Below are 25,750 nucleotides of genomic sequence, written 5' to 3'. Positions count from 1 at the left end.
AGCATTCGGCGTGCTGCTTGCTTCTGGCCGAAGATGGCTGGTCGCGTACTGGGCTGACCTCGCCTGCGCCGGGGCCATCTGGCTGACTCTCGTCCTCACCGCCCAACGTTGGGCCGGGCTGGACACGCCCGACTCCTCCTTCTACGCATCACTGGGAATCTTCGGCAGTGAGGTCAGCGACCGGGCCTACGACAACTCCTACTTCTGGACTCGCCTAGGCCAGATTGCGCCCACTCATGCGCTGACAACAGTGTTCGGGATCTGGCCGGGCATGGCCTTGTGGCATTGGTTCCTGCTCGCCATATTCGTCGCGGGCGCCTACGTCGCCGTCAGAAAGTTCACCAGCACGCTGACCGCGACAGTCTTGACCGCCGCTATCAGCCTGAGCACGGTCCCGCTGAGCTATCTCGCCAATCCATACGTGACTGGGGCCGTACTGGCCGGCACGAGCGCACTGATTGCCGCTGCGATGTTTGACAGCAGAAGGTCCGCAATTCTCGCCGGAGCGCTCATGGGTTGGCTCGTGATGGTGAACCCCCCTGGAGTACTCCTCGCCGGGGTGGTGTGGCTGGTCATTCGCATTCAACGTCGCGCGGTGCGCATGCGCGATCTGCTCTTCACCGCCATCGCGACCCTCGTGACCTTTGTCTTCTTCCTCGGTATCGGAAAAGTCCTGTATCCCGAGCTGAACTGGTTCTCGGCCTACCTGGACGCCCAGGGAATCAAACTCAGCGACTTTGCCAGCAAGGAACCCATCTGGCTTCAAGACATCTCCATGCTCGTTCCGTTTGCGATTGTGATCCTCACTTTCGCCATCTGGTTGATGAGGCGTCAATCTCCCGCTGCGCAACTTGGATTTGCGATCAGCGCCAGCAGCGCGGCCTTCATGTTTGTCTTCTCGCCGCTCATGGGCGGGATAGCACTGGAAGCTCCGCTCTACCAAGCCATGCTCTGGCCCCCGGCCCTCATCGCACTTGCGCTGGGCATCGCGGCTGTCACAACCCCAGCTGCCAGCCAGGAGCCAGCCCGATGGTCAATCTCGGCGATGGTGCTTGCCGGCATTTCGGTTGCTGCGATATTCGCCGTCGGCCACTGGCCCGGAGCCATCGGCCTCCACAAGGGACAACTGCTGGCTGTGCTGCTGGTGGCCGCAGCCATTGCCCTCATCGCGCTGAGCCCGCAGAGATTCGCCGTGCACTCGGCTGTGCTTGCACTTGCCATTGTGCTGATCGGCGGTCAGATCCTGCAGAATTCACGCCCCTCACTCGGCCTGTACTACCTCAGCCCTTATAGCTGGGCTTTCAATGACAATTCGATCGCAGACAAGATGCACAACGCCGTTCACGCACAGGAGTGGGTGCTAGCCAGCACAAGCCGCGATGACACCATCCTCACGTGGGTAGATGGCGATTGGGTCAATGGCGATCGCGAGCTCTATGTTGTCGCAGGTATGCAACTGTGGGGCCCCAATCGCATCGGATTGTTCGCTGAGCTCAATGCAGATGATCTGGCCCGACTCAACTCAATTCGACCAAGCGTGATCGCAATGTACGGAAACTCAATGGACGGGATTTCAACTTTCATGCGGGGAATACCCACAGATGCACAGGCGTCATCGCCCACCTGCAGCCAATTCTCCTGGCCGGTTGAGCAGATCGCGTACTTCAATGTCTGTCTGACTCGACTCAACTGGACACAAGCATGAATCGACTCACCAGTGTGAGTTCCCGCGCTCAGACGACCATCGAAGTCACCGCGACGGCAGTGATCAGCTTCCTGTGCTCGCTGATCGTCTTCGGGCCAAACCTGAAGGACATCAACGTTCCTTGGAGCGGTGGCGATATGACCGCTACCTACATCAATGCCGAGACCTGGAACTGGTGGCATTACGCAGTAGACACTCACTACGGCTTCCCCTACGGCATGAACTTGAACTACTTCCCCGGCCTGGACATCACCCAGAACACCTTCGCGCAGATCGTCACCATGATCACTGGCCAGCCGTTCATTGGCATCAACCTGCTGCTGATTCTGACTTTCCCGATCGTGGCAGTCATGGCGTACTGCGCGATTCGTCTCATGGGCTTGCGTGGCCCGCTGGCCATCGCACTCGGCGTCGCTTTCACCTTCATCCCCTGGCACTGGGGACGCGCCCTTGGCCACCTGTACCTGGCCACTTTGTATGGTGCCGTCGCTGGCGTGATCCTGGCGCTGCTCGTTGGATCTGGGCGCTTGCAATTGTGGCTCACCTGCGAGGACAAACGACGACGCCGCTGGTATTTCGCACTCATCGCACTGCTTGTCGTACTCGCCGCGTGGAGCGCGGTCTACTTCTCCTTCTTCACCGGAATGATGCTGGTCGCAGCACTTCTGTGGCGGGTGGCCCAGGGCGATCGAATGAAGAAACTGGTGCTGGGTGCGGTGCCACTCATCTCGCTGGTATTAGTCGCGATCATCGGGCTGTTGCCGTCGATCTTGGCCCGTGCATCCAATCCCGAAGTCGTCAATCTGGGGCAGCGCGATCCGATGGACACGGTGAAGTACGGCGGCGATCTGGCGATCAGCGTTCTGCCGGCTCCGTACAACCCACTCCTTGGTGGGTACAACAACCTCATCGGAACGATGTTCGCCGAGGCTCCAACCGAAGAACAGAACCTCCTGACGAACTACGGGACCTGGATCACCAGTGCCTGTCTGCTCGTGTTCATCTTTGGACTCGTGAGGTACTTCCGTCGCCGAGCATTGAACACTTGGACGCCTGTCGATGACGCTGTGCGCCCGAGCATTTCCTTCGTTGGCTACCTGTTGATGCTGATGGTGCTGGTCTTTGGACCTTGGAGTCTGAACTTTCTCATCGCAAACTTCCTGATCACCCAGATTCGGGATTGGAACCGGCTGCTCCCGCTGATGCTGCTGTTGTTCATCCTGGGTGCAGCGGCTGCGATCGCCGGTGCCAATTGGACCCGCAAGTCCCTGGTGACATTCAGCATTGCGGCCGTGATCGTCATGATCACGATTGTTGACAGCATCGTTCCCTGGAAGGGCCTCTACGACGATGTCGCACGCGGCGGGCGCTCCATCGTTGACCACGGGGTCAAGTACGCCGCGGCCGTGAACAAGGCAATTCCTGAACGTTGCGGCGTCTTCCAATTGCCGATCATGATCTATCCAGAGAACGGGATAGCCGAGCCAAATCTGAATGACTACGACCACTTCCTCGTCGGACTCACCAACAAGGACAAGGACTTCTCATACGGCGCGATGCGCGATACCTCAGCGAGCAATTGGCAACTGGACTTCACGGCCGGCGTCAGTGGCTTCCAGGTTCAAGAGCTCAAGGAGAAGGGCTTCTGCGCAGTGCACGTGGACACCCGGGGCTTCAACCAGCCTGAAGTGATCACAGACGAACTGAAGACCTTGTTCGGCAAACCGGTGGCAACCGGCCTCGACGAGCGATGGCAGCTCTACCGCATCAAGTAGTGCGCCCGCTCTAGAGGTGGCAGGCCGCGCGCTGCCAGGCCGGCCTGAATTCCTCCCCAGAAGCTGGAGTCGTTGATCTCACGTGCTCGAGCCTTGCTCCTGGACGCTGCTGCTTCAAGAGCTGGACGATCATTGAGGAGGGCGGCAATCAGAGCCGGCAGTTCCTGGGCATTCTTGAAGTAGCCGTAGTCAGTGGTTTCCCAGAAGCGCGCTGTGCGATCGACATCGTCAGTCAGCACGAAGCAGCCCATCGCGGTTGCCTCCAAGATCCGGGTTTTCAACTGCTGCGCGTCGCCTGCACTTGATTCGGAGAAGTTGATCGTCATTCGGCTTTGCGCCAATGCCTGCATGTAGTCGGCATATGTCGGTTGATTGCTTCGGCTCGCGGCGAAGTCTGCAGCCTGGTCGGATCGGTGCGGATTGACTGCAATATTCACGCCGAACTCTCGAATCCGCTCGATCAACGCCACCCGATTGGGATACAGCGCTCCTATGAAGGAGACGTCGTAGATCTTCGGCAGGGCAGCCGTGCGCTCATCGATCACCGCCAGCGATTCATTTGAGACGGGCATGTTCACGGGTCCGACCTCAACGCGCCCACGCTGCAGCACGCCGTCCATCGGCATGCAGATATCGACAAGAAGGAAGCGGGAGGAGATCCGCGCAAGCTCCCTGCTCTGCAGGGTGATCATCCGGAAGGCTGAGTCAAAGACCAGTCCGAGCAGGACCCCGTCCCAATGAGCGGACAGATCCGCCCACAGCACATCCCATGTCCACGCACTGGCTCGTTCAGGATCCGCCTCGACCTGGGCGATCAGGTGCGTTGCATCAACTTCCACGAGGAACTTGGCCAGCCGCGGGTGCCATGAGGATGCCGGCTCGCCGACCTCGATGGCAAAGATCGTGACTGGGGTCTCCGGCAGGAATTCGCGAGCGGCCTGCTGAATCTCATAGAAGAAGTTGCCACCTGCAGGACGCCAGGTTTCACGTGACGGCCCATCATTTGGCACCACGACCAGATGTGGTGGCAATGCGGCCGCAGGGCGCTGAACAGAGTCCAGTTCCCGCCATAGCGCTTCGGGAATGCCAGCCCCGGCACTGCGAAGCTGCGCCACTTGCTGGCGACGGGCGCGACGCCAAGCCCGCTCATCAAGGTTCGGCAACACGTGCGAGGCAAGCGAACCCAGCCGCCCCCGAAGGGTGGTCGGGCCCACAGAATTCATGGTGCAACGCTAGCGAGAGCTGAACTTAGAATTGCCGCAGCATGAGCACTGAGGCGACCACACAACACCCGCTGCAACGCAGGCCAGCCTTCATCATCTCTCTCGTCGCTGCCGAACTCCTGACTCTGGCCATGGCAATTGGGCCCTTGATCGGCTCTCAGTGGTGGTCTGGGATGCGAAACTACTTCGCGACTGACCAACTCTCCTACGCCGCCATCGCCACAAATGTCTCGCAAGGAGACCTTTCCTTCGTCGAGCCATTGACCCAGACGGGCGTCTCGCACTACCCAAGCCTTTGGTACTACGTCATCGGCCTGGCGTCCTGGGCAACTCATCTGCCCGTGTGGTTGGTGTGGACTGTGCTGGGTCTGGCAATACTCAGCGGGGCAGTCCTCACCGTGGGCATCGTTGCTGCGCGCATCAGCCAGCGAGCCTGGGTGCCGATCCTCCCGGCTCTTGCGTTGCTCACGGGCACGCTGGCAATCCAGACAACCGACTACTGGTACACCGCGCTGCAACACCACGCAGTTCTGTGGGCCCCCTACGCCTCGATCTTCACACTCAACGGTGAGGTCGCCGGGATCTGCATCGGTGCCATCACATTGGCGCTACTCGTCGATGCTTTGTACAAGCAGGATCAATCGCATCCGCACAGGACACCACGGGCGGAGATACTGACTGCAGCACTCCTTGTAGGGCTGCTCGCGAATATCCAGACGTACACGTTCTTTTCGATCACCTTGGTGATTGCCATTTTCGTGACCGCGCGGGATCTGACTCGACACCCTTCGCACGCGCGCGCCTACCTGACGATCGCTCTCGGTATGACCGTCCTTGTCTTCGGCAAGGCGATCGCAAGCATTACTGGACCACTGCCACTGCTCGTACTGCTGCTCCTTGCAATGTCACCCGTGCTGATCCCGGCAGCACTGCGAGCCAAAGCCGTCGCGATTCCGGCGCTCGTCATCATGGCTCTGGCTGCCAGCCCCGAAGTCGTTCACACCGCACTGGGAGTGCTCAACAAGGATCCCTTCCTGTCCTATCGGGAGGCATCCAGCCAGGGGCTTGGCATAGTTGAGCCAGCCACGCTTGTTGCCTCAACTGCCTGGATCCTGCTGTTCATCACCGTCTCGCTTGGCCTATGGCGCAGTCGCCAGGCCACCTTGAGCGCCATGACCATCGCACTGGGTCTGGGCTTTGTGATCATGCCTGCCAATGACCTCTGGGGCTTCAATCAGGAGCCGTACAGGTCGTGGGTGCAGTTCGCCATCCTCAGCTCCCTAATCCTGATGATCCCGCTCGCATGGAGCCTGACCCAACTACGCAGATGGAACAAGGAGCATCGCGTCGTGTTCGCTGTCGCTGCCACCTTGACGATCCTTGTCTGGGCGATCGGCCTGCAGGACTTTCGTGGCTTCTGGAAGTTCGCGCATGACCAGGGAATCACCGAACTCGATGGTGCCCGCGCACAGGCCTTGGCCGCACTCACCAGCACAACCGACGGCATCATGCTGAGCAGTCGATGCATTGATCCACAGATCTTCAAACTGGTCACCAAGAAGCCAGTGGCCTACTACAACCTCGGCTTGGCCTGGCCAGCAAACGAGAAGCTGTACATCACCTTCCGTGATCTCGCCGGTCGACACCAAGAGGATCCGGAAGCCTTGCGTGATGCCAAGGTGCGCTGGGCCGTCACAGATTCGGCATGCGAGGAAGACTGGAACTTCCCCAAGGACAATCGGATCACCCTCGCCGGTGCACGCAATTACGAATCAGCTTCGGGCCCGCAGAACTTGCTGCTGTGGCAGGTCAATCCGCGGTAGTCGCGCCAAGCGGCACTGGAGTCATTGGCCGCAGATCGGTGTCATCGCTGGACCGCCACAACATGAGCAAGAGGCTCAGCCCCAGCGCAAAGGACGCCGCGGTGATGCCGGCAAGGCTGGCCAGCAGCGTGTTCCATACGACGATTGAACACACGCCAACGAGCGCGAGCATCGCGATTCCAGCAAAGACGTACTGGCGCCCAAGCTTGTTGACCAGGCTCGCAAGGAGCGGGACGCACAACAACAAGAAGGCGGCTTTGTAGGCATAGCCAAAACCTGCGACAAGCACACTTGCCAGGAACACTGCACTGCCTGCCGCAGCGAGCATTGGCAGGTGGACACCCACGCTGCCGGATCGGCGTACCAGGCCCAGGCCGATCACCGCCCCCCAAGCCAGCGCTGCGAGCGCCAACAGCACGATCAATACATCCCCCGTTTGCGCGCCGTGGGTGGGAAATTCCGCATGCAGCATGCGCGCCACGACAGGCACCCGACCTAGGACGACGAAGTCGCCGACATCAGTCATGTTGGCATTGGACTGGGTGCTGAATCTGAAATTCGTCCACGTGAGCAGCACGAATCCACCTGCCGCGATCACCCAGGCAGCCAAGACAATCCAGCCCCGCCGAATCCAGAGCAGCGGCACCAGCATCAGACCCATGGCGAAGGGGTAGTACTTCCAAGTTCCCATGAGCCAGATCAGCGCGGCCAGCACCGACCAGCTGATCAAGGAAGGCCATCGCCGCACGATGATCACGCCCAGCACTGCGACCCAGATGAGCACGACATCGACATTGCCGCGCTCAAGCAGCAACAGCCAAGGCGCCCCCAAGGCTGCAAGCAGCAACACCACCTGTCCGATGCCACCCGAATGGCGAGCCAGCCAGAGCAAGGCCGCCGAGGAGATGACCATCATCAGAACGCCGAGCACCAGAACGTGACTGAAGGAGAAGATGCCGAACGGCACATGCTGCAGCCACAGCATTCCCGGGCCGTAGATTGCCGGATCCTGCAGACAGCCGTTGTTCTCAGCGAAGACGTCGACCCCGACCGCACTGCAGTCAATGCTGCGCATTACCAAGGCCAGATCCCAGAACCGTTCTGTTCCCTGCGGGATGCGCAAGCCGCGATACAAGAGCCCAGCTGTGTCGGGGTTGCCGAAGGTCAGGAAAAGCCACGGAACCAAGGCAAATCCGAGTGACACCGCGCCCACCAGCCATGCCAATGCCTTGCTGACCTCGAGATCAAATCTCTTGATGAGCGCTGCGCTGCCGAAGATCGCAATGAATACCGCTAAGGCAGTCAGAGCAGTAGGCACATAGTTCGGTGCAGAAGTGTTCGAGGGATCAGAAGCTGTACGGAGGACTTGGACAATTGCCAGCACATTGAGTGCGAACACCAGGCCTGCCAGCCACCAGATCACCCTGATTGCCGATGTCCTGCTCATAGCCCGCGATACTAACCGCGTGCCTGCTCTTGTCTCGGTCGTCGTTCCCGTCTATAACGGAATGCCGCATCTGGCGGCACTGACCCAATCATTGCTCGCGCAGACCTACCCGAATCTGGAGTTCGTCTTCAGCGAGGGGGGCGGCAGCGATGGATCCTTGGACTTTCTTCGCTCGCTGACTGATCCACGCATACGCATCATCGAACAGCAGGGTCGTCCAAGCGCCGGCGACAATTGGACTCTGGCCACCCAAGCGGGCACCGGCGCATACATCAAACTGGTCTGCCAGGACGATCTCCTGGCTCCGGACGCTGTGGCCAAGCAGGTGACCGATCTTGACAACCATCCTTCAGCAGTCATGGCGATCGCGCAGCGTGACATCGTCGACGCGAAAGGCGCACTGCTGTATCCCAAACGCGGTTGTTCCGGGCTGCCTGCCGGGCTGCACCCCGGTGAGCACGTCATTCGCACCTGCTTTCGGCAGGGAACAAACGTGATTGGCGAGCCGCTCGCTGTGCTCTTTCGGCGTGAGGCAGTCCTTGCGGCCATGCCGTGGAGTGACGCGAACCCTCTTGTGCTCGACCTTGACTGCTATCAGCGGGTGGCTCCCCAGGGCGATGTCCTGGTGCGGCTGGAGTCAATCGGATCCTTCCGGGTCAGCACCAGCTCCTGGTCGACCCGATTGGCCAAGCAGCAACTTGCGCAATTCCACCAGTGGCAGTCGCAATACGCGGCCCAGGCTCACCCGAGTCCAAACCAGCGCGAGATGCGCAAAGCCCGTCGAAGCGCGCGCGCGCAGACCGCCCTGCGTCGGGCTGCCTATGGCTGGCTGCGCTTGAAGGGCGGCTTGAAATCAACGTGAGCATGCAGGTCAGGCTCGCTGGGCGTGTGTTCGCCTAGACTCACCGCGTGAGCCAAGGGATACAGGATGCGCAAGCCCTGCACCTAAACGTCAGCGTGGTCATTCCGGTCTACCGCGGCGAGGACACACTGCCGGCACTCATCGCCGAATTCGCTCCGCTCATGTCAGAGCAGCGCACCAAAGCCGGACGAAGCTTCCGCATCAGCGAGGTACTGCTCGTCTGGGACCGAGGCCCAGGTCGAAGCGATGCTGTCATCCGTGAACTGGCGAATACCTACGACTGGATCAAGCCCATCTGGCTGTCCCGCAACTTCGGACAACACGCGGCAACTCTTGCGGGCATGACCTCTTCTGGCGGCGACTGGATCGTCACCCTTGATGAAGATGGCCAGCACGATCCTGCATACATTGCCGACCTGCTGGATTCGGCTTACACCCATGGCGCGCAATTGGTCTATGGCTCCCCCATTAATCCGCCGCCACACAGTGCTCTGCGCAACCTGGGCTCCAAGACGGCCAAGCGGCTGTTCACCAATGTGCTCGCGGATTCCAAGTTCGCTGATTTCAGCAGCTACCGACTGGTGCTTGGCGAAATCGGTCGCTCCGTTGCCGCGTACACCGGCAATGGCGTCTATCTGGATGTCGCGCTGAGCTGGGTGGTCGCCGATGTCACCACCTGCCCGGTCACGGCCAGGCAAGAGGGTCGAACTGCCGAGAACTACAACTACCGGCGGCTGTTCTCACACTTCGGACGCCTCGTGATCTCCAGCGGCACCAAGCCTTTGGTCTTCGTCAGTTGGCTCGGGATCTTCTTTGTGCTGGTGGGCGGACTGGTGAGCGTGTACGTGCTCGTCCAGCGCTTCTCCGGCGCGGTCCCAGTCACGGGCTGGGCAAGCGTGTTCGTCGGGTTGATGGTGATTGGCGGTGCGATCCTGCTGAGCCTTGGCATCGTCGCGCAATACGTCGGCGCCGCCACGAACATGAGCCTGGGAAAGCCTCTGTATGTGGTCGTCCGCGATCCGGCCGAAACTTTTGATCCGGCCGTCGACAGGTCGCGCGACGCGACGTGATCACCTGGGTACTCGGTGCCGGCGGCCTGCTCGGCAGCGCCCTTGTGCGCACACTTGGCTCAAGCTACCGACCGGCATCTGTGCCATGGCAGGACCCTGCTGAAGCGATCACGACTCTTCAAGGACAGGTCAGTGACTTCGCCCGCGAGGTAGGCGACTCACCGTGGGCGATTGTGTGGGCGGCCGGGCAGGCCACGACATCGAGCTCCGCTGAGCAAACCGCGAGCGAACTGAGAGTCTTCACCGCATTCGTCCAGGCAGTGCAAGCCGAACTTCCAGCCGACCGCGGCACCTTCTTCCTCACCTCGTCAGCAGGCGGGGTCTACGGCGGCTCTGCTGCCCCGCCATTTGATGACCGCACCGATCCGATTCCCTTGGGCACCTACGGCACACTCAAACTCGATCAAGAACACACGGCCATCGACACTCTGGGCGACATGTGTCAGGTCATCATCGGTCGCGTCTCGAATCTCTATGGCCCAGGGCAGGACCTCACCAAACTGCAGGGACTGATCTCCCGCCTGGCATTGGCATCAGTCACCCGAGTTCCCATCACGATGTTCGTCTCACTGGACACCTTGCGTGACTACCTCTACGTCGATGATGCCGCGGCCATGATCTGCATGTGGTTGGCACGCTCCTCCGAAATGGATGGAACGCCAGTGAAGGTGGTGATCGCTGCCGGCCAGTCCGTCTCATTGGGGCACGTCATCTCAACGATGCAGGACGTCACTCGCACCCGCATTCCCGTTGCCTACGGCGCACATGCGAGTGCATCAGCACAATCACGCGATTTGCGACTCATTCCGACGGATGCCGCAAGCACTCGCGCACTCGTACGAACGCCACTGGTCGCAGGCGCGAAGCGAGTGCATCTGGACGTGCTCGAGCGACACCAGCGCGACGCCAGTTCGCTTTAGCCTTGGTAGCAGTTGTGGCCAGCAGGTACTGCGGCTACTGGCCCGTGTTGATCGAAGCAGTCCGCGGGTAACGCGCGAGCAGCGCACTCATGCTGTCCAGGCCGATCACGTTGGATCCCTCGTCAAGCAGGATCACCGGCTTGGCGAGCACAGACGCGGGCATGCCGGCGAGCGAGTCATAGACGTCACTCCATGCCTCAGTGTTCGTGAACCACTCCCGCCGAAGCCAGTCGACAATGGGCTGGGCGCCGGCATCGCTCGCTGCCAGACCAGCCAGCAGTCGCGAGCAGGAGTAGACGCGTTGCGGATCAGAGATGCGCGTGGGCGTGAGCGCAGAGGGCGCGCCTGCCCCCTGTGGCAGGTACACACAGGCGACTGGATTGGTGGCGATCGGCTGGGTACCGGTGCCGTTCACTTCGGCCGGGTACCAGTACGAGCTCGCGTTGTCGAATGGAATTGCTGGCGACCACGCCTGCGGACGGGCCTCGGCGAGCGCGCGCGGCAGCAAGGTGTCAATCGAGAGCAGGAAGAAGACGACGACCAGCGCAACCCATTGCAATGGCGCGATGCCGCGATAACCCTTTGGTGCCAATACAAGCAGCGCGACAGGAAGGCAAGTGGCAGCAACGACAAGTGACGCCATGAAGGTGAACTTCATTGCGCCGTAGTGCGGTCCACCTCCAGTTGCCCACGCATCCAGGAAGGTGATGGCAAGCGCCATGCCGATGAGGAGCGCAAGCGGAGCCAGACGCAGGTAGACCGAGCGGGCAGCATTGAGCGTCCATCCGCCGATGTATGCAACAGCGCCGATAAGAGCGGTGACAGCGACGATTGCGAGGATCGGACCAGTCTGGTCTGTGCCACCGCCGGCGGCGAAGAGAGTTGAGTCGGACAGTCCGGCAAACACCACTCCGGCAACCACGCCAAGCGCGCCACCGCCGGCCGGTCCTGATGCCGTGGGCGTTGAAGCAAGCACATATGAGATGGAGCTCCAGATCGGCTCCCACACGCAGATCGCGGTGACGACGACCAGAGCAATTGCTACCCAGTCGAACTCACGACGTCGCACAAGTCGGTCACCAACGACGCCAACACATGCGATCAGCACCAAGGCCGACAAGGCGTTGAGGGGGAACCACACGGTGACGGCAATGACGATTGCGATCGAGGTGAGCAAGCGAGCCCGGCGCAAGTCGATGTCTGCAAGGAAGGCTGCTGCCCACAGGACTGCCACGAGTACGACGAACTGGAATGTCAGGTGGCCATAGCCGATGGCAACGAGATTGCCTGCCGCGACGATGATTGCAGAGAGCCAGATGAATGGCGCCGGGATACGTCGATCATCACCCCTGCGACGCAAGCGGGCTTCGACCAAGGGCGCCAGGGCGAGCGGCGCGATGATCACGAGGAAGTACTGACCCATCACTACCGTGTTTGCCGCTACCGCAACTTCGTTGTATCCGCCCAGCAGAATCCACGACACGACACCCATGAGGGTGGCCACGAACACCATGACCAGCGCCAGCGGGCCACCCATCGGGATGGCCTGCACGATTTCATGGCCACTGGCCAGTTGCGATGTGAAGTCCAGCCATTTCGCGTTGTCCTCGGCGACGGAGTGACCGATGAGGAAACTGACTGGACGCTCGAAAGCCGCACCTGCTGTCCAGCGAGTCGTCAAGATGACGACAAAGACGAGCAGAACCGCCGTTGGAGCAAACACCGCAAGTGCCTGCCGCTTCAGGTCCCACGACGACGATCCGCGTCGAAGCCAAGCCAGGCCTGCGGGCACGGCCAGCGCCACGAGCAGCAGCAACTGCAGCGAGATTCGCGTCCAGTGGACGTCGAAGCTGATGACCAGATTCTCGATTCCCCCGGCCACCGAGATGCTCGCCACAATGGAGATGACCCACCACGCGGTGCTACGCCCCCAATAGAACGCGAGACCTGCGAGCAGCAGATATCCAAGGAGAAAGGCGAGGTCCACTGAACGATCCTCTCCTATGACGATGCTTGAGGCACGGATGCTCGGGGTACCTTGGCCCAATGTCGCCCAGCGTCCTCCATCTAAGCACGTATGACGCGAATGGCGGGGCGGGCAGAGCGGCCTTCGCGCTGCATTCGTCGATGATTGATCGCGGAGTTGACTCTCGACTCTGGGTGGGTCGCAATCAGCACAATGCGCCGGGCGAGACTCCTGTGCACCCATTGAGATTTCGCATCAGCAGCAGCCTGGATCAACGTCTGTGGCGCCTGCAGCGCTCACCCGCCCAGTCTTGGCGGTCACCTGCGTACTTCAGTTCGATCAGCGCCCGGGCGATCAACGCCAGCGACGCCGACATCGTGCACCTGCACTGGGTGACCGATGGGCTGCTCTCGATTCGCCAGATCGGGCTCATCACCAAGCCCATCGTCTGGTCGCTTGTCGACATGTGGCCCTTTTCGGGCACCGAGCACTACGGGAGCACTGCGCCGAACGCGCGCTGGGTTCAGGGCTACACGAGGGCCAATCGGCCAACAGATGACAGCGGCTTGGATTTGGACCGCAGGGCATGGGAGCGCAAGCGCCGTGATTGGCGACGACCGATCACATTTGCTGCTGCCAGTTCTTGGATGGCGGACTGCCTGCACCGCAGCGCGCTACTGCACCAAGCTCCGGTGATACACGTCCCACATGTACTTGGAAGCGCGTTCAAGCCGAATGCCGATCAGGCCGCCGCCCGCGCTCGCCTGCAACTCCCAGCAGACGTGCCCCTGATCCTGTTCATCAGCTCAGGTGGGATATCCGATGCCCGCAAGGGCTGGGATCTCCTTGAGTCCGCGCTGCCGGCAGTCCGCGCTGAATTCCCTGAACTCCAAGTCGTGGTGCTTGGACCAGCAAGTCCGGACCATCAATCGCCCTCTGGAGTTCCCCTGCATTGGGTCGGTTCTGTCGATAACGACGTGCGCCTGGCTGACTATTACGCCGCCACCGACATGACAGTTGTGCCCAGCAGAGAGGACAACATGCCGCTTTCTGCGATGGAGGCCCAGACGATGGGCCGCGCAGTTGCCGCTTTCGCTATCGGCGGCCTTCCGGACATCGTGGCCCACAACCGCACTGGCTACCTGGCCCAGCCATTCGACGTCGCCGACCTGGCTGCCGGCATCGTCGCCTGCTTGAACGATCGCCAACACGGTGGAGCCATGGGCAACGAAGCAGCCGCACGGGCGCAGCGCAGCTGGTCTGCAGATGTTGTGGTTCCGCAGTTGCTAGACGCCTACGCCGCACTTACGCCTTGATCACCGAGTAGATGCTGGACGAATGCTGCCTGCACGAGGCCAGCTTCAAATCGCTGGGCCATCAAGGCACGCGCGGCACGACCCTGCTCGGCCCGAAATTGCGGATCACTCATCAGTGCACAGATGCGATCGGCCAGCTGAGCGATGTCGCCAAGTGGCACCAGTGACCCGGTTTGCCCGTCGATGATCGCATCGCGAGTACCCGTGACGTCCCAGCCAACGACTGGCACTTCTGATGCCGAGGCTTCAATCACGGCGTTTGGCAAGCCTTCACGCCGACTCGGAAAGCACAGCACACTGAGGCTGCGCAGGAACTGCGGAACATCCGCGACGTGACCGATCAGCGTCACGCGCGGGTCAGTCTCCAGCCACTCTCGAGTGTGCACATCGATCGGATCAGCGCTGTCAAAATCCCCAGCGATGCGAAGCTGCACTTCCGGCAGGCGCTGGTGCACAAGAGCCATGACGGCACGCAGATCCTCAATGCCCTTATCCGCTGCGATGCGCCCAAGAAAACCAACACTGGACTCTGCGGGAACTTCAGCGACATGAAAGCGATGCAGATCCACTCCCTGAGTTGCGCCATAGCCAAGCACGATGGGCCGGTGCTTGCTCAGTCCGGCACTCACAACCAGATCCGCAAGAGAATCCGATACCGCGATGACCTCCGTGGCAGCCGCCATCGCCATCTTGTCGGTGATTCGCAGGAGCCAAGCACGGCTTCCCTGGAAGCCATCCCACCTGCCACCCCACACCTCCATGATCCGATTCGGAACCTTGGCGCCTCGGGCTGCAAGCATCGAAAGGAAAGCGGCCTTCGGTGTTGCACCAATCACATGGCTTGGACCAAGGCCTTTGAGGAATCTGCGCCAGGCCAGCAGGCTCTTGATGTCGGATACTGGTGAGATCGAGCGGGTCATCTCGATCACGTGCACCTGAACTCGTGCGTCCACAACGGAGTTCTCCGCCAACGGCTCACCAAGTACCACATGCACCTCACAGCCTGCGTCTGCGAGCATGGCGAAACGATTGCCCTGGAGAGTCAGACTCATCGGAACAGTGAGGCCAAAGACGATCACACGCGCAGCCATAGAGCGACACTAGTGCGCTTGCGGGAGCCCTTCCTCACGCTACGCACCGCGTAGTCTTGTGCCTGCGTCGGACCGCGGCGCACGACGCGAGGGATGACATGAGCAGCATGCGTGAGCGCATCTACCTCTCATCGCCGCAGGTCACCGAGACTGAGATCGAGTACGTCACCGCTGCCCTGCGCAGCGGCTGGGTCGCTCCGCTGGGCCCAGATGTTGACGCCTTTGAGGCGGAGATGTGTGCCTTCGCAAACATCGGCCACGCCGTCGCCCTGTCTTCAGGGACAGCAGCACTTCATCTGGGCCTGCTGGCCCTCGGTGTCAACCCCGGTGATGACGTCATCGTGCCGACCCTTACCTTCGCCGCCACGGCATTCGCGGTGCATCACGCCGGCGCACGTCCGGTCTTCCTGGACTCCGAGGAGCAGAGCTGGAATCTGGATCCGCAACTGCTGGATGAAGTCCTGAGTGCGCGGGCAGCTTCTGGGAATCTGCCGGCGGCAATCATCACCGTGGATCTGTTTGGGCGCACATGCGATTACGCCGCCATCACCCAGATCGCGGCAAAGTTTGAGGTACCCATTCTTGAAGATGCAGCCGAAGCCCTGGGCTCATCGTGCAATGGCGTCCATGCCGGTGCGTTCGGAAGGGCGGGGATCTTCTCCTTCAACGGCAACAAGGTGATGACCACCAGTGGTGGCGGAATGTTCGTGACGGACGACCCTGCACTGGCGAGCAGGGTGCGCTACTTGTCCACTCAGGCGCGCGAGCCGCTGCCTTGGTATGAGCACAAGGAGATTGGCTACAACTACCGACTCAGCAACGTGCTTGCCGCCCTTGGTCGCGGTCAGCTCTCCCGCCTGGACGAAATGATCACACGCCGCGTTGCCAACCGCGCGCAGTACGCCCTCTCCCTTGGCGGTATCGATGGCGTTGCAGTGGTCATGGATCCACCTTGGGGCCCAGGAAACGCCTGGCTGACCAATATTCGATTTGACTCGGCACTGCATCCGGGAGCTCCTGAGGCCATTCGATTGGCTCTGGAAACCCTGAACATCGAGTCGCGTCCGGTGTGGAAGCCGATGCACCAGCAGCCAGTCTTCGCAGCTGCGGAGTCACATCTCACTGGTGCGGCAGATCGGATCTTCGCTGATGGCCTGTGCCTGCCAAGTGGGCCCAATGTGACCCAGGCCGACATCGAGCTCGTCTGCGAAAGCATCATCGGAGTGCTGCACCCATGAAAGGCTGGTACTCAGCATTCGGCAAACGCCTCTTTGACCTGATCGCCGGGCTCATCCTGTTCGTGCTGACCCTCCCCCTTCTGGCCATCACGGGCTTGCTCGTGCGCCTGAAGCTGGGCCGTCCAGTGCTGTTCAGGCAGGAACGACCAGGCAAGGGCGGGCGCAGCTTCACCTTGGCGAAATTCCGCACCATGCTGCCTGCCACTTCCCACAGCGTCACAAGTCAGGACGATGCCGAACGCATGACCGGATTCGGCCGCGTCCTGCGCTCGACCAGCCTTGACGAACTTCCCGAGCTCTACTCGGTCATCAAGGGGGACATGAGTCTGGTGGGACCACGCCCGCTGCTCACTGAATACCTCCCCCGCTATTCACAAGAACAGGCCCGAAGGCATGACGTGCGTCCCGGACTCACCGGACTGGCCCAGGTCAGCGGCCGCAACGCGGTGAACTGGCCCGAACGGCTGGCGATGGACGTCTGGTACGTCGACAACCTCTCGCTCAAGCTTGATCTGTCAATCCTGTGGCGCACTGTGCGGGCGGTCGTGAGGCGCGAGGGCACCTCTGCTGAAGGGCAGGCCACTATGGCGCCCTTCCAAGGCAATGAGCAGGAGTAATCGCGCTGCCTCGTTAGTCTTAGTTCGATGACCACCGCAGCTCGTTTCCTTCCTTTGTCGCTGCGCGCAGGCGTGGGCCGAGTCAAGTCCAGAGCACTCTGGCCGATCTCCGGATTCGGCGTTCCCGCACCCCAACATGTCAAGCTCAATGTGCTGCGCCGCTATGGCTACGAGCACGGGACCTGGGTGGAGACCGGCACCTACCTGGGCGACACCACGCATGTGCTCGCCCGTCAGGCATCGCAGGTCTACACAATCGAGCCCAGCTCCTTCTTGGCCGCCCGCGCCCGCGAGCGCTTCAAGAACGCGGCCAATGTCGAGGTCTGCGAAGGACTGTCCGAACAGCTGCTCCCTGCCATCCTGGCCAAGCTCAGTGGCCCGGTCTCGTTCTGGTTGGACGGTCACGCCTCCGGTGGAGTGACGCATTCAGGTCCGCAGGTCACGCCCATCCGCGAAGAACTCACCAACATTGCCAAGCATCTGCCGACGATGCCTCAGGTTGCGGTGTTCGTGGACGACTTCCGCGGCTTCGGCGAACGCAACGAGCTCGACGGCGCCTATCCATCGCGCTCCTCTCTGGTGCACTGGGCTGATACCAATGGTCTGAACTGGACCGTGGAGCACGACATCTTCGTCGCATACCGCTAGCGGCTACCCTCTGGCGAGGATGGAAGGACTGAAGATGGGCTCCATGCATGCCGTGATCATCGGTGCCGGCGGACACGCTGTGAGCGTCGCCGAGACAGTCCGCTCTGCAGGCTATGAATTGCGTGGCTTCACCAGCACAGATGACTTCGGCTCTACTCTGCTTGGGCTGCCCGTCACGGCCGACCTTCCCGCTGATCACTTGGAGTCGGGTGGGTCAGTGATCATTGCCATTGGTGACAACGCCACGCGCGAAGCGGTATGGACGCGGCTGTCTTCCATTGTCTCGATTGATCAGCTGCCTGCCGTGTGCCACAAGTCGGCAGTCATCGCGCCAAGCGCGCAGCTGTCGCCAGGAGCCGTAGTCATGCAAGGCGTGATCGTGGCCAATCAGGCCCGCATTGGCGTGGGCGCCCTGCTGAACACCGGATCGATACTTGAGCACGAGTCCAGTCTGGGCGACTTTGCATCCCTTGCCCCTCGTGCCGTCACCGGCGGCCGCGTCATCGTCGGTGCCCGCTCGGCGATCTCAATCGGAGCAGTGCTCAAGCATGGCCTCACCATTGGAGAGGACACAGTGGTCGGTGGATCCAGCTATCTGGACCGCGATCTGCCTTCTGGTGTCGTCGCATATGGAGTTCCTGCGCGCGTGGTCCGGTCGCGCGAACGAGGGGATGCGTATCTTGGGTAGCCACGCACGCCGCACGCGCGCCAGGTATCGCCAAGGAGAGTTCCGTGAGAAGTAGCAAGTGGCTGCAGCATCGTCTGCTGCAAGCTGGTTGGGATGCCTTCTCCTGGATCATCGGTGTGCCAATCGCTCTGGTGCTTCGCTACGACTTCGAGCCGCCGCGCAATGCGATCATCATCGGCCTGATTGCTGGCGCCCTCGCTGCAATTCTTCATGTGGTGACGGGATCGATCTTCCATCTCTATCGCGGTCGCTATGTAGTCGGCTCGTTCGATGAAGTACTGGGCGTCACTCTCGTCACGATCTTTGTTGGTGTTGTCGGTAGCGCACTGGCCTTCATCCTGCCAGCGACGGAATTTCCGCGTTCAACATTCATCCTGGCCACCGGTATCGCGGGCGCAAGCATGCTGGGAGCGCGGTTCATCTGGCGAAGCGCAAGGCAGCAAACGGCCTTGCGGCGCGAGGGTTCTCGCACGCTGATCTATGGCGCGGGCGATGCCGGATCTCAGATTGCCACCTTGATGCTTGCTGACCGTGGCGGCGCGTTTCAACCAGTCGGCTTCCTGGATGATGACCCAAACAAGCAGCACCTGCGCAGAGCAGGCTTGCGCACCCTTGGCAGCATTGATGATCTCGAGAAGATCGTTGCAACACATGACATTGACGTAGTACTCGTTGCTATTGCGCAAGTGACTGCGCCTCGGCTTCAGGAACTTGACCGTAGATGCACCACTCTCGGCGTTCGAGTGCAGGTGATTCCGACAGCCTCCGAGATTGTCGGCGGCGCGGTGAAGCTCGGCGATATCTCCGATGTGACTGAGGAAGACCTCATGGGCAGACGGCCGATCCGCACCGATGAAGGTCAGATCACTGACTTCATTCGCGGACGCCGAGTGCTGGTCACCGGTGCCGGCGGATCGATCGGTTCAGAGCTTGCTCGCCAGTTAATGCGCTACTCACCCGGACGACTGCTGCTGCTGGATCGCGATGAATCCGGGCTGCACGCTCTGCAACTGACTCTTGATGGCAGCGGCACACTCACCTCGCCCGATCTGATCCTGGCCGACATCCGTGACGAGCAGCGCCTGCTGGAGATCTTCCAGGAGGTGCGACCTGAAATGGTCTTTCATGCCGCCGCTCTCAAGCACCTGCCACTGCTCGAACGCTTCCCGCATGAGGCCATTCAGACCAATGTGCTCGGCACGCGCAATGTGCTGGCAGCAGCTGTTGCTACCGGCGTGCAGGTATTCGCCAACATCTCCACGGACAAAGCGGCCGATCCGACCAGCGTGCTCGGCTACAGCAAGCTCATAACCGAACGGCTCACGTCAGGCATGCCAGCCAAACAGGACACGAAGTACGTCTCTGTCCGATTCGGAAATGTGCTCGGCTCACGCGGATCAGTCATCGAGACCTTCCGCTATCAGATTGAGCACGGGGGCCCAGTCACGGTCACCGATGAACGTGTCACGCGCTACTTCATGACCGTCAGCGAGGCAGTTCACTTGGTCCTGCAGGCATCGGTGCTCGGGGGGCACGGCGAGACACTCATCTTGGATATGGGAACACCAGTGCGCATCGCTGATGTTGCGCGACAGATGATCCATCGATCAGGTCGCGATGTCGGCATCAAATTCACTGGTTTGCGTCCGGGCGAGAAGCTGGACGAAGTGCTCGTTGCATCCCACGAGAGTGCCGAGCGACCATTGCATCCCCTCATTTCGCATACGACAGTGGCCGCAACCAGCTTCGCTGCGATCGCCCAGATCAGTGCGGCCTCCGATGCCTACACAATTCTCAAAGAGCTGGCCACTGACGCCAGTGATGGCTAGCTGAAGAGCTGACGCCAGATCTCTTCACGCACCAGAACCGTGTTGACGTGATCCTTGAACACGATGCGATAGCCCTTCGCGAGAAACATCTCGCCCAGTTGAGCGTCCTTTGCCGCGGTAAGTGACAGGTCCGGGTGCATGTCAGCCAGTTCCACGATCAGTAGCTTTGGCTTCCACGCGTCAAGATCCACACCGGAGAAGACCTCAGTCTCAAATCCTTCGACGTCGACAACCAATACGTCAAAGCCCACGGGAACATCGAATTCCACGAGGACCTCGTCCAAAGTGCTGCAGGGCACGACGATCTGCTCGGTCGTCAGTGAGCCTTGGGCCCAGTCGAGATCCTCGTACTCGTGCAGAGCCTCGGCATTGGCAGTGGTCAACGTGCCGGCGATGTGCAATCGGACTTCGTCCACTCCAGCAAGGCCGATGGCTCGCTCGACCACTTGCACACGGGGATGTCCCCCATGGTTGGCACGGCATTGCGCGGCCATCGCTGGGACTGGCTCAAGCATCAGCCCCTGCCATCCTCGAACTGCCAGACCCCAGGTGTTGCTGACGAAGACCCCGTCATAGGCACCGACCTCGACGAAATAGCCGGTCTCCCGACGACCAAGCAGTCGCTCGAGGATGAACCAGAGTTCTGGTATCTGGCAACTGGGCTGCTGAGGGTAATAGGCAGTCTCAGCGGGCGATGGCGGCGGCGCCGGCTGGAGCCAGCGCGCAGCGCGCACACGCAGTCCTCGCTGTATGCGCGTGAACGTGACCATCGCTCCTCCAGATTGTCGATCGAATGGTCAGACTATTGCGGAGTTGGCGCCGTCGCGAGATTGCCGGGCCCTGCCCCCATGCAACACTGTCCGTTGTGAGTGGGCGGCCCAATTTGGAGAGCAGGGCCTGCCAGATCAGATCAGTCGGCGTCGTCACAGTCGCGACGAACCGCTACCTGGAATACTGGCGCGAAATGGCGCTCAGCGCCGACCAACACCTGTTCACCGAACACGACGTCGTCATGCATGTCTTCACCGACCGTGCCGGTGAGGCAAAGGAGATGTCCGGAGATTTCCAGCGGATCACCGTGAACCCCATACCTATCGATGCCTTGGGGTGGCCCGGCGCCACCTTGCTCCGCTATTCACTCTTCGACCAGCATCAGGACGCCCTGCAACAGGATCTGCTCATGCATCTGGACGCCGACATGCAGGTGGTGGGAGAAGTCGGACCAGAACTCAGGCCGCAGGATTGGCCCAATGGCATTGCCCTTGTCCGGCATCCCGGGTACCGACGGCCGCGCTGGCCGCAGCGACTGCCCCTGTACGCAAAGCACCCGCGCATGGCCGCGCGCGACGCGACGTTGAAATTGCACTCAGGCGGGGTAGGCAGCTGGGAGTCTCGCGAGATCTCACGTGCCTATGTGCCAAGAGAGCGTCGCAAGACGTATGTGTGCGGCGGTACATGGATGGGCCTTCGTGAGCCATTTCAAGCGATGGTCCATAAGCTGGCCGAGCACACAGATGCTGACACCGACGAGGGCACGATGGCGATTTGGCACGATGAAAGCCACCTCAACTGGTACGCCTCTCATCACGACACAGCACTGCTCAGCAGCGAATACTGCTACGCCCTTGGCTTCGCCAATCTCGCTGATCTCCAGCCGCGAATCGTCGCGGTGGACAAGGGCAGTGCGCGCACCCGCTGATCCCACGACCATGGGCATCACGTCCCGGCTGGTCGGCGGATTGGGCAATCAGCTGTTTCAGTACGCAGCCGGTCGTGGAGTAGCCGCGCGGCTGGGCTGTCCGCTGTTTCTGGATCGATCGCCACTTGGACACATTGGTGAACAGGACACTGCCCGCGAGTTTGCACTTGATTGGCTGGTCGAGCCGAGTCAGCTCATCGACTCCGGAGCAGCACCAGAAGGCCGCCTTGTCTCAGCGCTGCGACGCAGAATTCCTTCACTTGCCAAGCGAAGAGTCTTTCAGCAACGGGGCTTCGCCTTCGACCCGAGCATTGGCCAAGTCTCAATAGGCGCGATCCTGTCGGGCTACTTTCAATCGTGGCGATATTTCGCCGAGATCGACAACGAACTGCGTCGGGACCTCCTCGATCACATTCCGCACTCGGCTTGGCAGGACGAGACAGCCGCACGGCTGAACTCACTTGGACCGTGGATCGCACTGCATGTTCGCCGGGGCGACTACCTGCTCGCGCGCAATTCCGCATTCCACGGACTCCTGGGTCGCGCGTACTACGAGCGGGCGCTGGCGCTGCTCAACAGCAAGGGGGTATCCGGGCCGCTCGTGCTGTTCTCCGACGACCCTCAATCTGCCAAGGCCATGCTCGGCGAGCTTGCCTCCGACGCGGTGCTCATCGAGCCGAGCCCCCACGTGCACGCAATGGAAAGCATCGGGCTCATTTCACAGGCGTCAGCGATCATCACAGCCAACAGCTCATTCAGCTGGTGGGGCGGATGGCTGGCAGATCCGCAGAACTCAACGGTCGTGTGCCCACGGCCGTGGCTGAATGAGGGAGCCATGGACGAGCGCGATCTTCGGCCACCCCAGTGGCTGACAGTCGATGCAGGCTTCGGCGAGGCATGAGCAGGCTCCTGATCGTTGACGGCGGGCTACTCGGATCTGCCTATGCTGTGAGGCTTCACCGAAGTGCATCGGAGAGCACGTGATTCCGTTCAACCGTCCCTCGTTCCATGGCAATGAACGCCTGTACATGGAACAGGCCATCACCAATGGGTCGATCTCTGGCAATGGCGAGTTCACCCGCAGGGCGGAGTCCGCGCTCTCGGAACTGCACGATGGTGCGGCCGTACTGCTGACCACCAGTTGCACCCACGCTCTGGAAATGAGCGCGCGCCTGCTCAATCTCCAGCCTGGCGACGAGGTGATCGTGCCTTCCTACACATTCGTCTCAAGCGCGAGCGCCTTCATGTGGAATGGCACGCGACCGGTGTTCGCCGACAGTCGCGCCGACACCCTCAACATCGACCCGGCAGATGTTGCGCGTCTGATCACACCTCGCACCAAGGCGATCTGCGTCGTTCACTACGCGGGAGTCGGGGCTGATCCTCGAGAGTTCGCTGAACTGGCGCAACGCCATGGCATCTCGCTCATCGAAGACAACGCACACGGTCTGGGCGGAACCTTCGATGGCCAGCGGCTTGGCACCTTCGGGGCAATGTCAACGCTCAGCTTCCATGAGACCAAGAACATCACGTGTGGTGAGGGTGGCGCGCTTGTCATCAACGACCCTGCACTCGTGGAAAGAGCTGAGATCCTGCGCGAGAAGGGCACCAACCGCGCACGCTTCCTGCGCGGCCAGGTGGACAAGTACACCTGGGTCGACAATGGATCCAGTTGGGTGATGTCCGACATGCTGGCCGCAATTCTCGCCGCCCAACTCGAGGGTTTCGACGAGATTCAGGAACGTCGCCTGCTGTTGTGGAACCGATACCAAGACGGACTTGCCAACTGGGCCAGTCGAGCAAATGTGTTGCTGCCCACCATTCCTGTGGAGTCCGCACACACTGCACACATGTTTCATCTGCGTTTGGAATCCTTGGAACGACGTGATGCTTTCATCCATCACATGCGTGAACGAGGCGTCCAGACTGTCTTCCACTACCAGGCGCTGCACGAATCGCCAGTCGGATTGAGCTTGCAAGAAGATCATGCCTGTCTCGTCGCGAGCCAAGCCTCCCAGACTCTTGTGCGCCTGCCGCTGTTCTATGACCTCAGCGAGGTTGATCAGACCATCGTCATTGATGCGGCGACTGCGTTCAAGCCATCATGACTGAGGATTCCCTGATCTCCGAAGCAGCGAGCGATGCTTGGGTCGATGTGCTGCTGCCGACAAGGGCACCCGCTCCCTGGTTGGGCGAAACACTCGATGGACTTCTCGTTCAGACTCATCACAACTGGCGCTTGGTAGCCGTGGTCCACGGCGATCCGAGCGAACTGACCCGATTGATTCTTGACCGTGTCCCCAATGCCGTCATCGTGCCGATGACCCAGGACGCCAAGCTGCAGGACCTGCTCAATGCCGGCCTGAAATCCTGCACTGCTGATTACGTTGCTCGCCAGGACCACGATGACGTTCCAGAGCCGACACGCCTTGCCGAGCAGGTGGCCTTCCTGCAGGAGCACCCCAAGGTCCTTGCCGTGGGAAGCGCAGCGACGGAGATCGATGAGCACGGAAACGAGATCGGTCTGCGCGAGATTCCCAGCGGACCAGGGGTGCTCAAGGGACTGCGTTGGCGGAGCATGCTGATCCATCCCAGTGTCATGTTCAGACGAGCCGCAGTGCTCGAGGTGGGCGGCTATGACGTTGGCGCAAGCAATGCCGAGGACTACGAACTCTGGCTGCGGTTGGCCGCCGTGGGTGAACTCGACAATGTGTCAGAGCCGCTGCTGCGCTATCGCGTGCACGCGCAGCAGATGTCGCAGGCCCGCGCGATCCCCCGTGCCACGCGAGCACTTGTTGGCAAGTCCCGCCGCGCGCTTGCTCACAGTCGGCGAGAGTCAGTGATCATGGCGCAACTACGACAGATCGCCTGGTCGGCACCGCAGATCGTGCGCAGCATCCGTCGACCGACCTAGACCGTTCCGGTTACGGGACTGGCCGGGCCGGAAGGCTCGCCGGGGGCCGAAGGGGCGCAGACACCATTGCCCAACGGCTGACAGCAAGGTTGCGATAGGCGCTACCGGCTTGAGGTCGTCGCAGGACAAAGCGCACTACAGCGTGTGCAGACGCCGAGGCCGACTCCAGTAGTGCCTTCAGACGAAATCCGAGAGTGCTCGTGCCTCGACGGGACATTGCAATGGTTGCCAGTCGGCCATTCCAACGGGCGAGCTCTCGCTGCTGCGCCTGCGTCAGGACCTGCACCCGGTCTTCTTCGATGACCACGGCATCCGCGAGCACCTGGACATAGCCTCGCGCCGCCAGGCGTGCGAGCAGATCCATATCCTCCGCGCCGGAGCGGTCGAAGTAAGGATCGAAGCGAAACTCCTCCACGGCCGAAGCCGGCAGAAGGAGACCACTGGTGCCGGCCGGGAGCAGGTCAGAAATGCGCACACTGTCGACCAGTTTCGTCAATGCCTCACTCGCGGTCGGCAACTGCGCGACGTGCAGGTATCTGGATCGAATGACTGCTGTCGGTTGCCGGAATTGCTCGTCACGCATCGACGCCACCCAACCTGGCGGCAGCATTGCATCGTCATCAACGAAGCAGACCGCGGTATTGGCACTCACGCGATCAAGTGCCGTATTGCGCACCGTGGCGTGACCTGGGATGTCTTGAGTGACGTAGTCCAATTCGACAGGGAATGCACCGGCAACTGCATCAACGACTGCTCGTGCAGAATGCGCGAAATCGTTATCGACCACCAGGACGCTGACTGCCGGCGGCCAACTCTGTGCAGCCAGACAGTCAAGAAGCCTGCCCAGACTCTCCGGTCGAGCACGGGTGCAAATCGCAATGACGAGTGAGTCCATCAGCAGTCGGCTCGCATCACAGAC

Annotated in this window: 22 protein-coding genes; 16 read left to right on the top strand and 6 right to left on the bottom strand. The window is 61.0% G+C overall.

Translation table 11 applies throughout. The features are described 5' to 3' along the window. Positions 1-10 precede the first annotated feature (10 nt). Together Q8M73_02805 and Q8M73_02800 are read left to right on the top strand one after the other, a co-directional pair. A complete protein-coding gene (locus Q8M73_02805) occupies positions 11-1,705 on the top strand; it encodes a hypothetical protein (protein ID MDP2287481.1) in 1,695 nt (564 codons plus the stop codon). Further along, positions 1,702-3,480, top strand: coding sequence for a hypothetical protein (locus Q8M73_02800; GenBank protein ID MDP2287480.1), 1,779 nt, complete (start codon positions 1,702-1,704; stop codon positions 3,478-3,480). The genes Q8M73_02805 and Q8M73_02800 overlap by 4 nt, the downstream gene beginning before the upstream one ends. On the opposite strand, the gene Q8M73_02795 is transcribed toward Q8M73_02800, so the two are convergent. Then, positions 3,465-4,703, bottom strand: a complete 1,239-nt coding sequence (locus tag Q8M73_02795; GenBank protein MDP2287479.1) for a glycosyltransferase — start codon at positions 4,701-4,703, stop codon at positions 3,465-3,467. The genes Q8M73_02800 and Q8M73_02795 overlap by 16 nt on opposite strands. A gap of 41 nt (positions 4,704-4,744) precedes the next feature. Between Q8M73_02795 and Q8M73_02790 the strand changes: the two genes are divergently transcribed. Continuing rightward, positions 4,745-6,526 carry a hypothetical protein gene (locus tag Q8M73_02790; protein MDP2287478.1) on the top strand — a complete coding sequence of 594 codons (1,782 nt, stop codon included), beginning with the start codon at positions 4,745-4,747 and terminating at the stop codon, positions 6,524-6,526. Here the strand turns inward: Q8M73_02790 and Q8M73_02785 are convergent. Beyond that, the gene (locus Q8M73_02785; GenBank protein ID MDP2287477.1) at positions 6,513-7,973 is read right to left on the bottom strand and encodes a hypothetical protein; all 1,461 of its coding nucleotides are present in this window, start codon (positions 7,971-7,973) and stop codon (positions 6,513-6,515) included. The genes Q8M73_02790 and Q8M73_02785 overlap by 14 nt on opposite strands. A 19-nt stretch (positions 7,974-7,992) precedes the next feature. On the opposite strand from Q8M73_02785, the gene Q8M73_02780 reads away from it, so the two are divergent. The 3 genes from Q8M73_02780 to Q8M73_02770 are packed head-to-tail and all read left to right on the top strand — an operon-like array spanning position 7,993 to position 10,825. Beyond that, positions 7,993-8,835, top strand: coding sequence for a glycosyltransferase (locus Q8M73_02780; protein ID MDP2287476.1), 843 nt, complete (start codon positions 7,993-7,995; stop codon positions 8,833-8,835). Positions 8,836-8,882: 47 nt separating this feature from the next. After that, complete coding sequence (locus Q8M73_02775; GenBank protein MDP2287475.1) at positions 8,883-9,905, top strand: glycosyltransferase; 1,023 nt, start codon at positions 8,883-8,885, stop codon at positions 9,903-9,905. Continuing rightward, positions 9,902-10,825 (top strand): NAD-dependent epimerase/dehydratase family protein, encoded by a 924-nt coding sequence (locus Q8M73_02770; GenBank protein MDP2287474.1) that lies wholly within the window; start codon positions 9,902-9,904, stop codon positions 10,823-10,825. The genes Q8M73_02775 and Q8M73_02770 overlap by 4 nt, the downstream gene beginning before the upstream one ends. A gap of 34 nt (positions 10,826-10,859) precedes the next feature. On the opposite strand, the gene Q8M73_02765 is transcribed toward Q8M73_02770, so the two are convergent. After that, complete coding sequence (locus Q8M73_02765) at positions 10,860-12,812, bottom strand: hypothetical protein (GenBank protein MDP2287473.1); 1,953 nt, start codon at positions 12,810-12,812, stop codon at positions 10,860-10,862. A 59-nt stretch (positions 12,813-12,871) separates the two neighbouring features. Between Q8M73_02765 and Q8M73_02760 the strand changes: the two genes are divergently transcribed. Continuing rightward, on the top strand, positions 12,872-14,107 hold the full coding sequence (locus tag Q8M73_02760) for a glycosyltransferase (protein ID MDP2287472.1): 1,236 nt from the start codon (positions 12,872-12,874) through the stop codon (positions 14,105-14,107). Here Q8M73_02760 and Q8M73_02755 read toward each other — a convergent pair. Then, on the bottom strand, positions 14,086-15,198 hold the full coding sequence (locus Q8M73_02755; protein ID MDP2287471.1) for a glycosyltransferase family 4 protein: 1,113 nt from the start codon (positions 15,196-15,198) through the stop codon (positions 14,086-14,088). The genes Q8M73_02760 and Q8M73_02755 overlap by 22 nt on opposite strands. 107 nt (positions 15,199-15,305) lie before the next feature. Between Q8M73_02755 and Q8M73_02750 the strand changes: the two genes are divergently transcribed. The 5 genes from Q8M73_02750 to Q8M73_02730 are packed head-to-tail and all read left to right on the top strand — an operon-like array spanning position 15,306 to position 20,218. Next, entirely contained in the window at positions 15,306-16,436 is a 1,131-nt protein-coding gene (locus Q8M73_02750; GenBank protein MDP2287470.1) for an aminotransferase class I/II-fold pyridoxal phosphate-dependent enzyme, read from the top strand. Then, the gene (locus Q8M73_02745) at positions 16,433-17,053 is read left to right on the top strand and encodes a sugar transferase (protein ID MDP2287469.1); all 621 of its coding nucleotides are present in this window, start codon (positions 16,433-16,435) and stop codon (positions 17,051-17,053) included. Before Q8M73_02750 ends, Q8M73_02745 begins: the two co-directional genes overlap by 4 nt. A 27-nt stretch (positions 17,054-17,080) precedes the next feature. Then, a complete protein-coding gene (locus tag Q8M73_02740; GenBank protein MDP2287468.1) occupies positions 17,081-17,701 on the top strand; it encodes a hypothetical protein in 621 nt (206 codons plus the stop codon). A 19-nt stretch (positions 17,702-17,720) separates the two neighbouring features. Next, positions 17,721-18,389, top strand: coding sequence for an acetyltransferase (locus Q8M73_02735; GenBank protein ID MDP2287467.1), 669 nt, complete (start codon positions 17,721-17,723; stop codon positions 18,387-18,389). Positions 18,390-18,433: 44 nt separating this feature from the next. Beyond that, on the top strand, positions 18,434-20,218 hold the full coding sequence (locus Q8M73_02730; GenBank protein MDP2287466.1) for a nucleoside-diphosphate sugar epimerase/dehydratase: 1,785 nt from the start codon (positions 18,434-18,436) through the stop codon (positions 20,216-20,218). Here the strand turns inward: Q8M73_02730 and Q8M73_02725 are convergent. Next, complete coding sequence (locus Q8M73_02725) at positions 20,215-20,988, bottom strand: FkbM family methyltransferase (GenBank protein ID MDP2287465.1); 774 nt, start codon at positions 20,986-20,988, stop codon at positions 20,215-20,217. The two genes, Q8M73_02730 and Q8M73_02725, sit on opposite strands and share 4 nt — an antisense overlap. Before the next feature lie 95 nt (positions 20,989-21,083). Here Q8M73_02725 and Q8M73_02720 point away from each other — a divergent pair, with 95 nt between their 5' ends. The 4 genes from Q8M73_02720 (at position 21,084) to Q8M73_02705 (ending at position 24,831) form a co-directional block, all read left to right on the top strand. Next, on the top strand, positions 21,084-21,917 hold the full coding sequence (locus tag Q8M73_02720; protein ID MDP2287464.1) for a hypothetical protein: 834 nt from the start codon (positions 21,084-21,086) through the stop codon (positions 21,915-21,917). Next, the gene (locus tag Q8M73_02715) at positions 21,901-22,818 is read left to right on the top strand and encodes an alpha-1,2-fucosyltransferase (protein MDP2287463.1); all 918 of its coding nucleotides are present in this window, start codon (positions 21,901-21,903) and stop codon (positions 22,816-22,818) included. The genes Q8M73_02720 and Q8M73_02715 overlap by 17 nt, the downstream gene beginning before the upstream one ends. Before the next feature lie 79 nt (positions 22,819-22,897). Continuing rightward, complete coding sequence (gene rffA, locus Q8M73_02710) at positions 22,898-24,025, top strand: dTDP-4-amino-4,6-dideoxygalactose transaminase (GenBank protein ID MDP2287462.1); 1,128 nt, start codon at positions 22,898-22,900, stop codon at positions 24,023-24,025. Next, positions 24,022-24,831, top strand: a complete 810-nt coding sequence (locus tag Q8M73_02705; protein ID MDP2287461.1) for a glycosyltransferase — start codon at positions 24,022-24,024, stop codon at positions 24,829-24,831. The genes rffA and Q8M73_02705 overlap by 4 nt, the downstream gene beginning before the upstream one ends. 10 nt (positions 24,832-24,841) lie before the next feature. Here Q8M73_02705 and Q8M73_02700 read toward each other — a convergent pair whose 3' ends face one another. After that, positions 24,842-25,726, bottom strand: a complete 885-nt coding sequence (locus tag Q8M73_02700; GenBank protein MDP2287460.1) for a glycosyltransferase family A protein — start codon at positions 25,724-25,726, stop codon at positions 24,842-24,844. Positions 25,727-25,750 lie beyond the last annotated feature (24 nt).

The organism is Actinomycetota bacterium, from assembly GCA_030684515.1.
Classification (GTDB): Bacteria; Actinomycetota; Actinomycetes; order S36-B12; family S36-B12; genus UBA11398.
Note: the sequence above shows the minus strand (reverse complement) of the source record. Positions and strands in the feature narration are given on the sequence as shown.

Coding starts and splice junctions, on each gene's coding strand:
- Q8M73_02800 (MDP2287480.1), top strand. CDS start 1,702: ATGAATCGACTCACCAGTGTGAGTTCCCGCGCTCAGACGACCATCGAA.
- Q8M73_02795 (MDP2287479.1), bottom strand. CDS start 4,703: ATGAATTCTGTGGGCCCGACCACCCTTCGGGGGCGGCTGGGTTCGCTT.
- Q8M73_02790 (MDP2287478.1), top strand. CDS start 4,745: ATGAGCACTGAGGCGACCACACAACACCCGCTGCAACGCAGGCCAGCC.
- Q8M73_02785 (MDP2287477.1), bottom strand. CDS start 7,973: ATGAGCAGGACATCGGCAATCAGGGTGATCTGGTGGCTGGCAGGCCTG.
- Q8M73_02760 (MDP2287472.1), top strand. CDS start 12,872: ATGTCGCCCAGCGTCCTCCATCTAAGCACGTATGACGCGAATGGCGGG.
- Q8M73_02755 (MDP2287471.1), bottom strand. CDS start 15,198: ATGGCTGCGCGTGTGATCGTCTTTGGCCTCACTGTTCCGATGAGTCTG.
- Q8M73_02750 (MDP2287470.1), top strand. CDS start 15,306: ATGCGTGAGCGCATCTACCTCTCATCGCCGCAGGTCACCGAGACTGAG.
- Q8M73_02745 (MDP2287469.1), top strand. CDS start 16,433: ATGAAAGGCTGGTACTCAGCATTCGGCAAACGCCTCTTTGACCTGATC.
- Q8M73_02740 (MDP2287468.1), top strand. CDS start 17,081: ATGACCACCGCAGCTCGTTTCCTTCCTTTGTCGCTGCGCGCAGGCGTG.
- Q8M73_02735 (MDP2287467.1), top strand. CDS start 17,721: ATGGAAGGACTGAAGATGGGCTCCATGCATGCCGTGATCATCGGTGCC.
- Q8M73_02725 (MDP2287465.1), bottom strand. CDS start 20,988: ATGGTCACGTTCACGCGCATACAGCGAGGACTGCGTGTGCGCGCTGCG.
- Q8M73_02705 (MDP2287461.1), top strand. CDS start 24,022: ATGACTGAGGATTCCCTGATCTCCGAAGCAGCGAGCGATGCTTGGGTC.
- Q8M73_02700 (MDP2287460.1), bottom strand. CDS start 25,726: ATGGACTCACTCGTCATTGCGATTTGCACCCGTGCTCGACCGGAGAGT.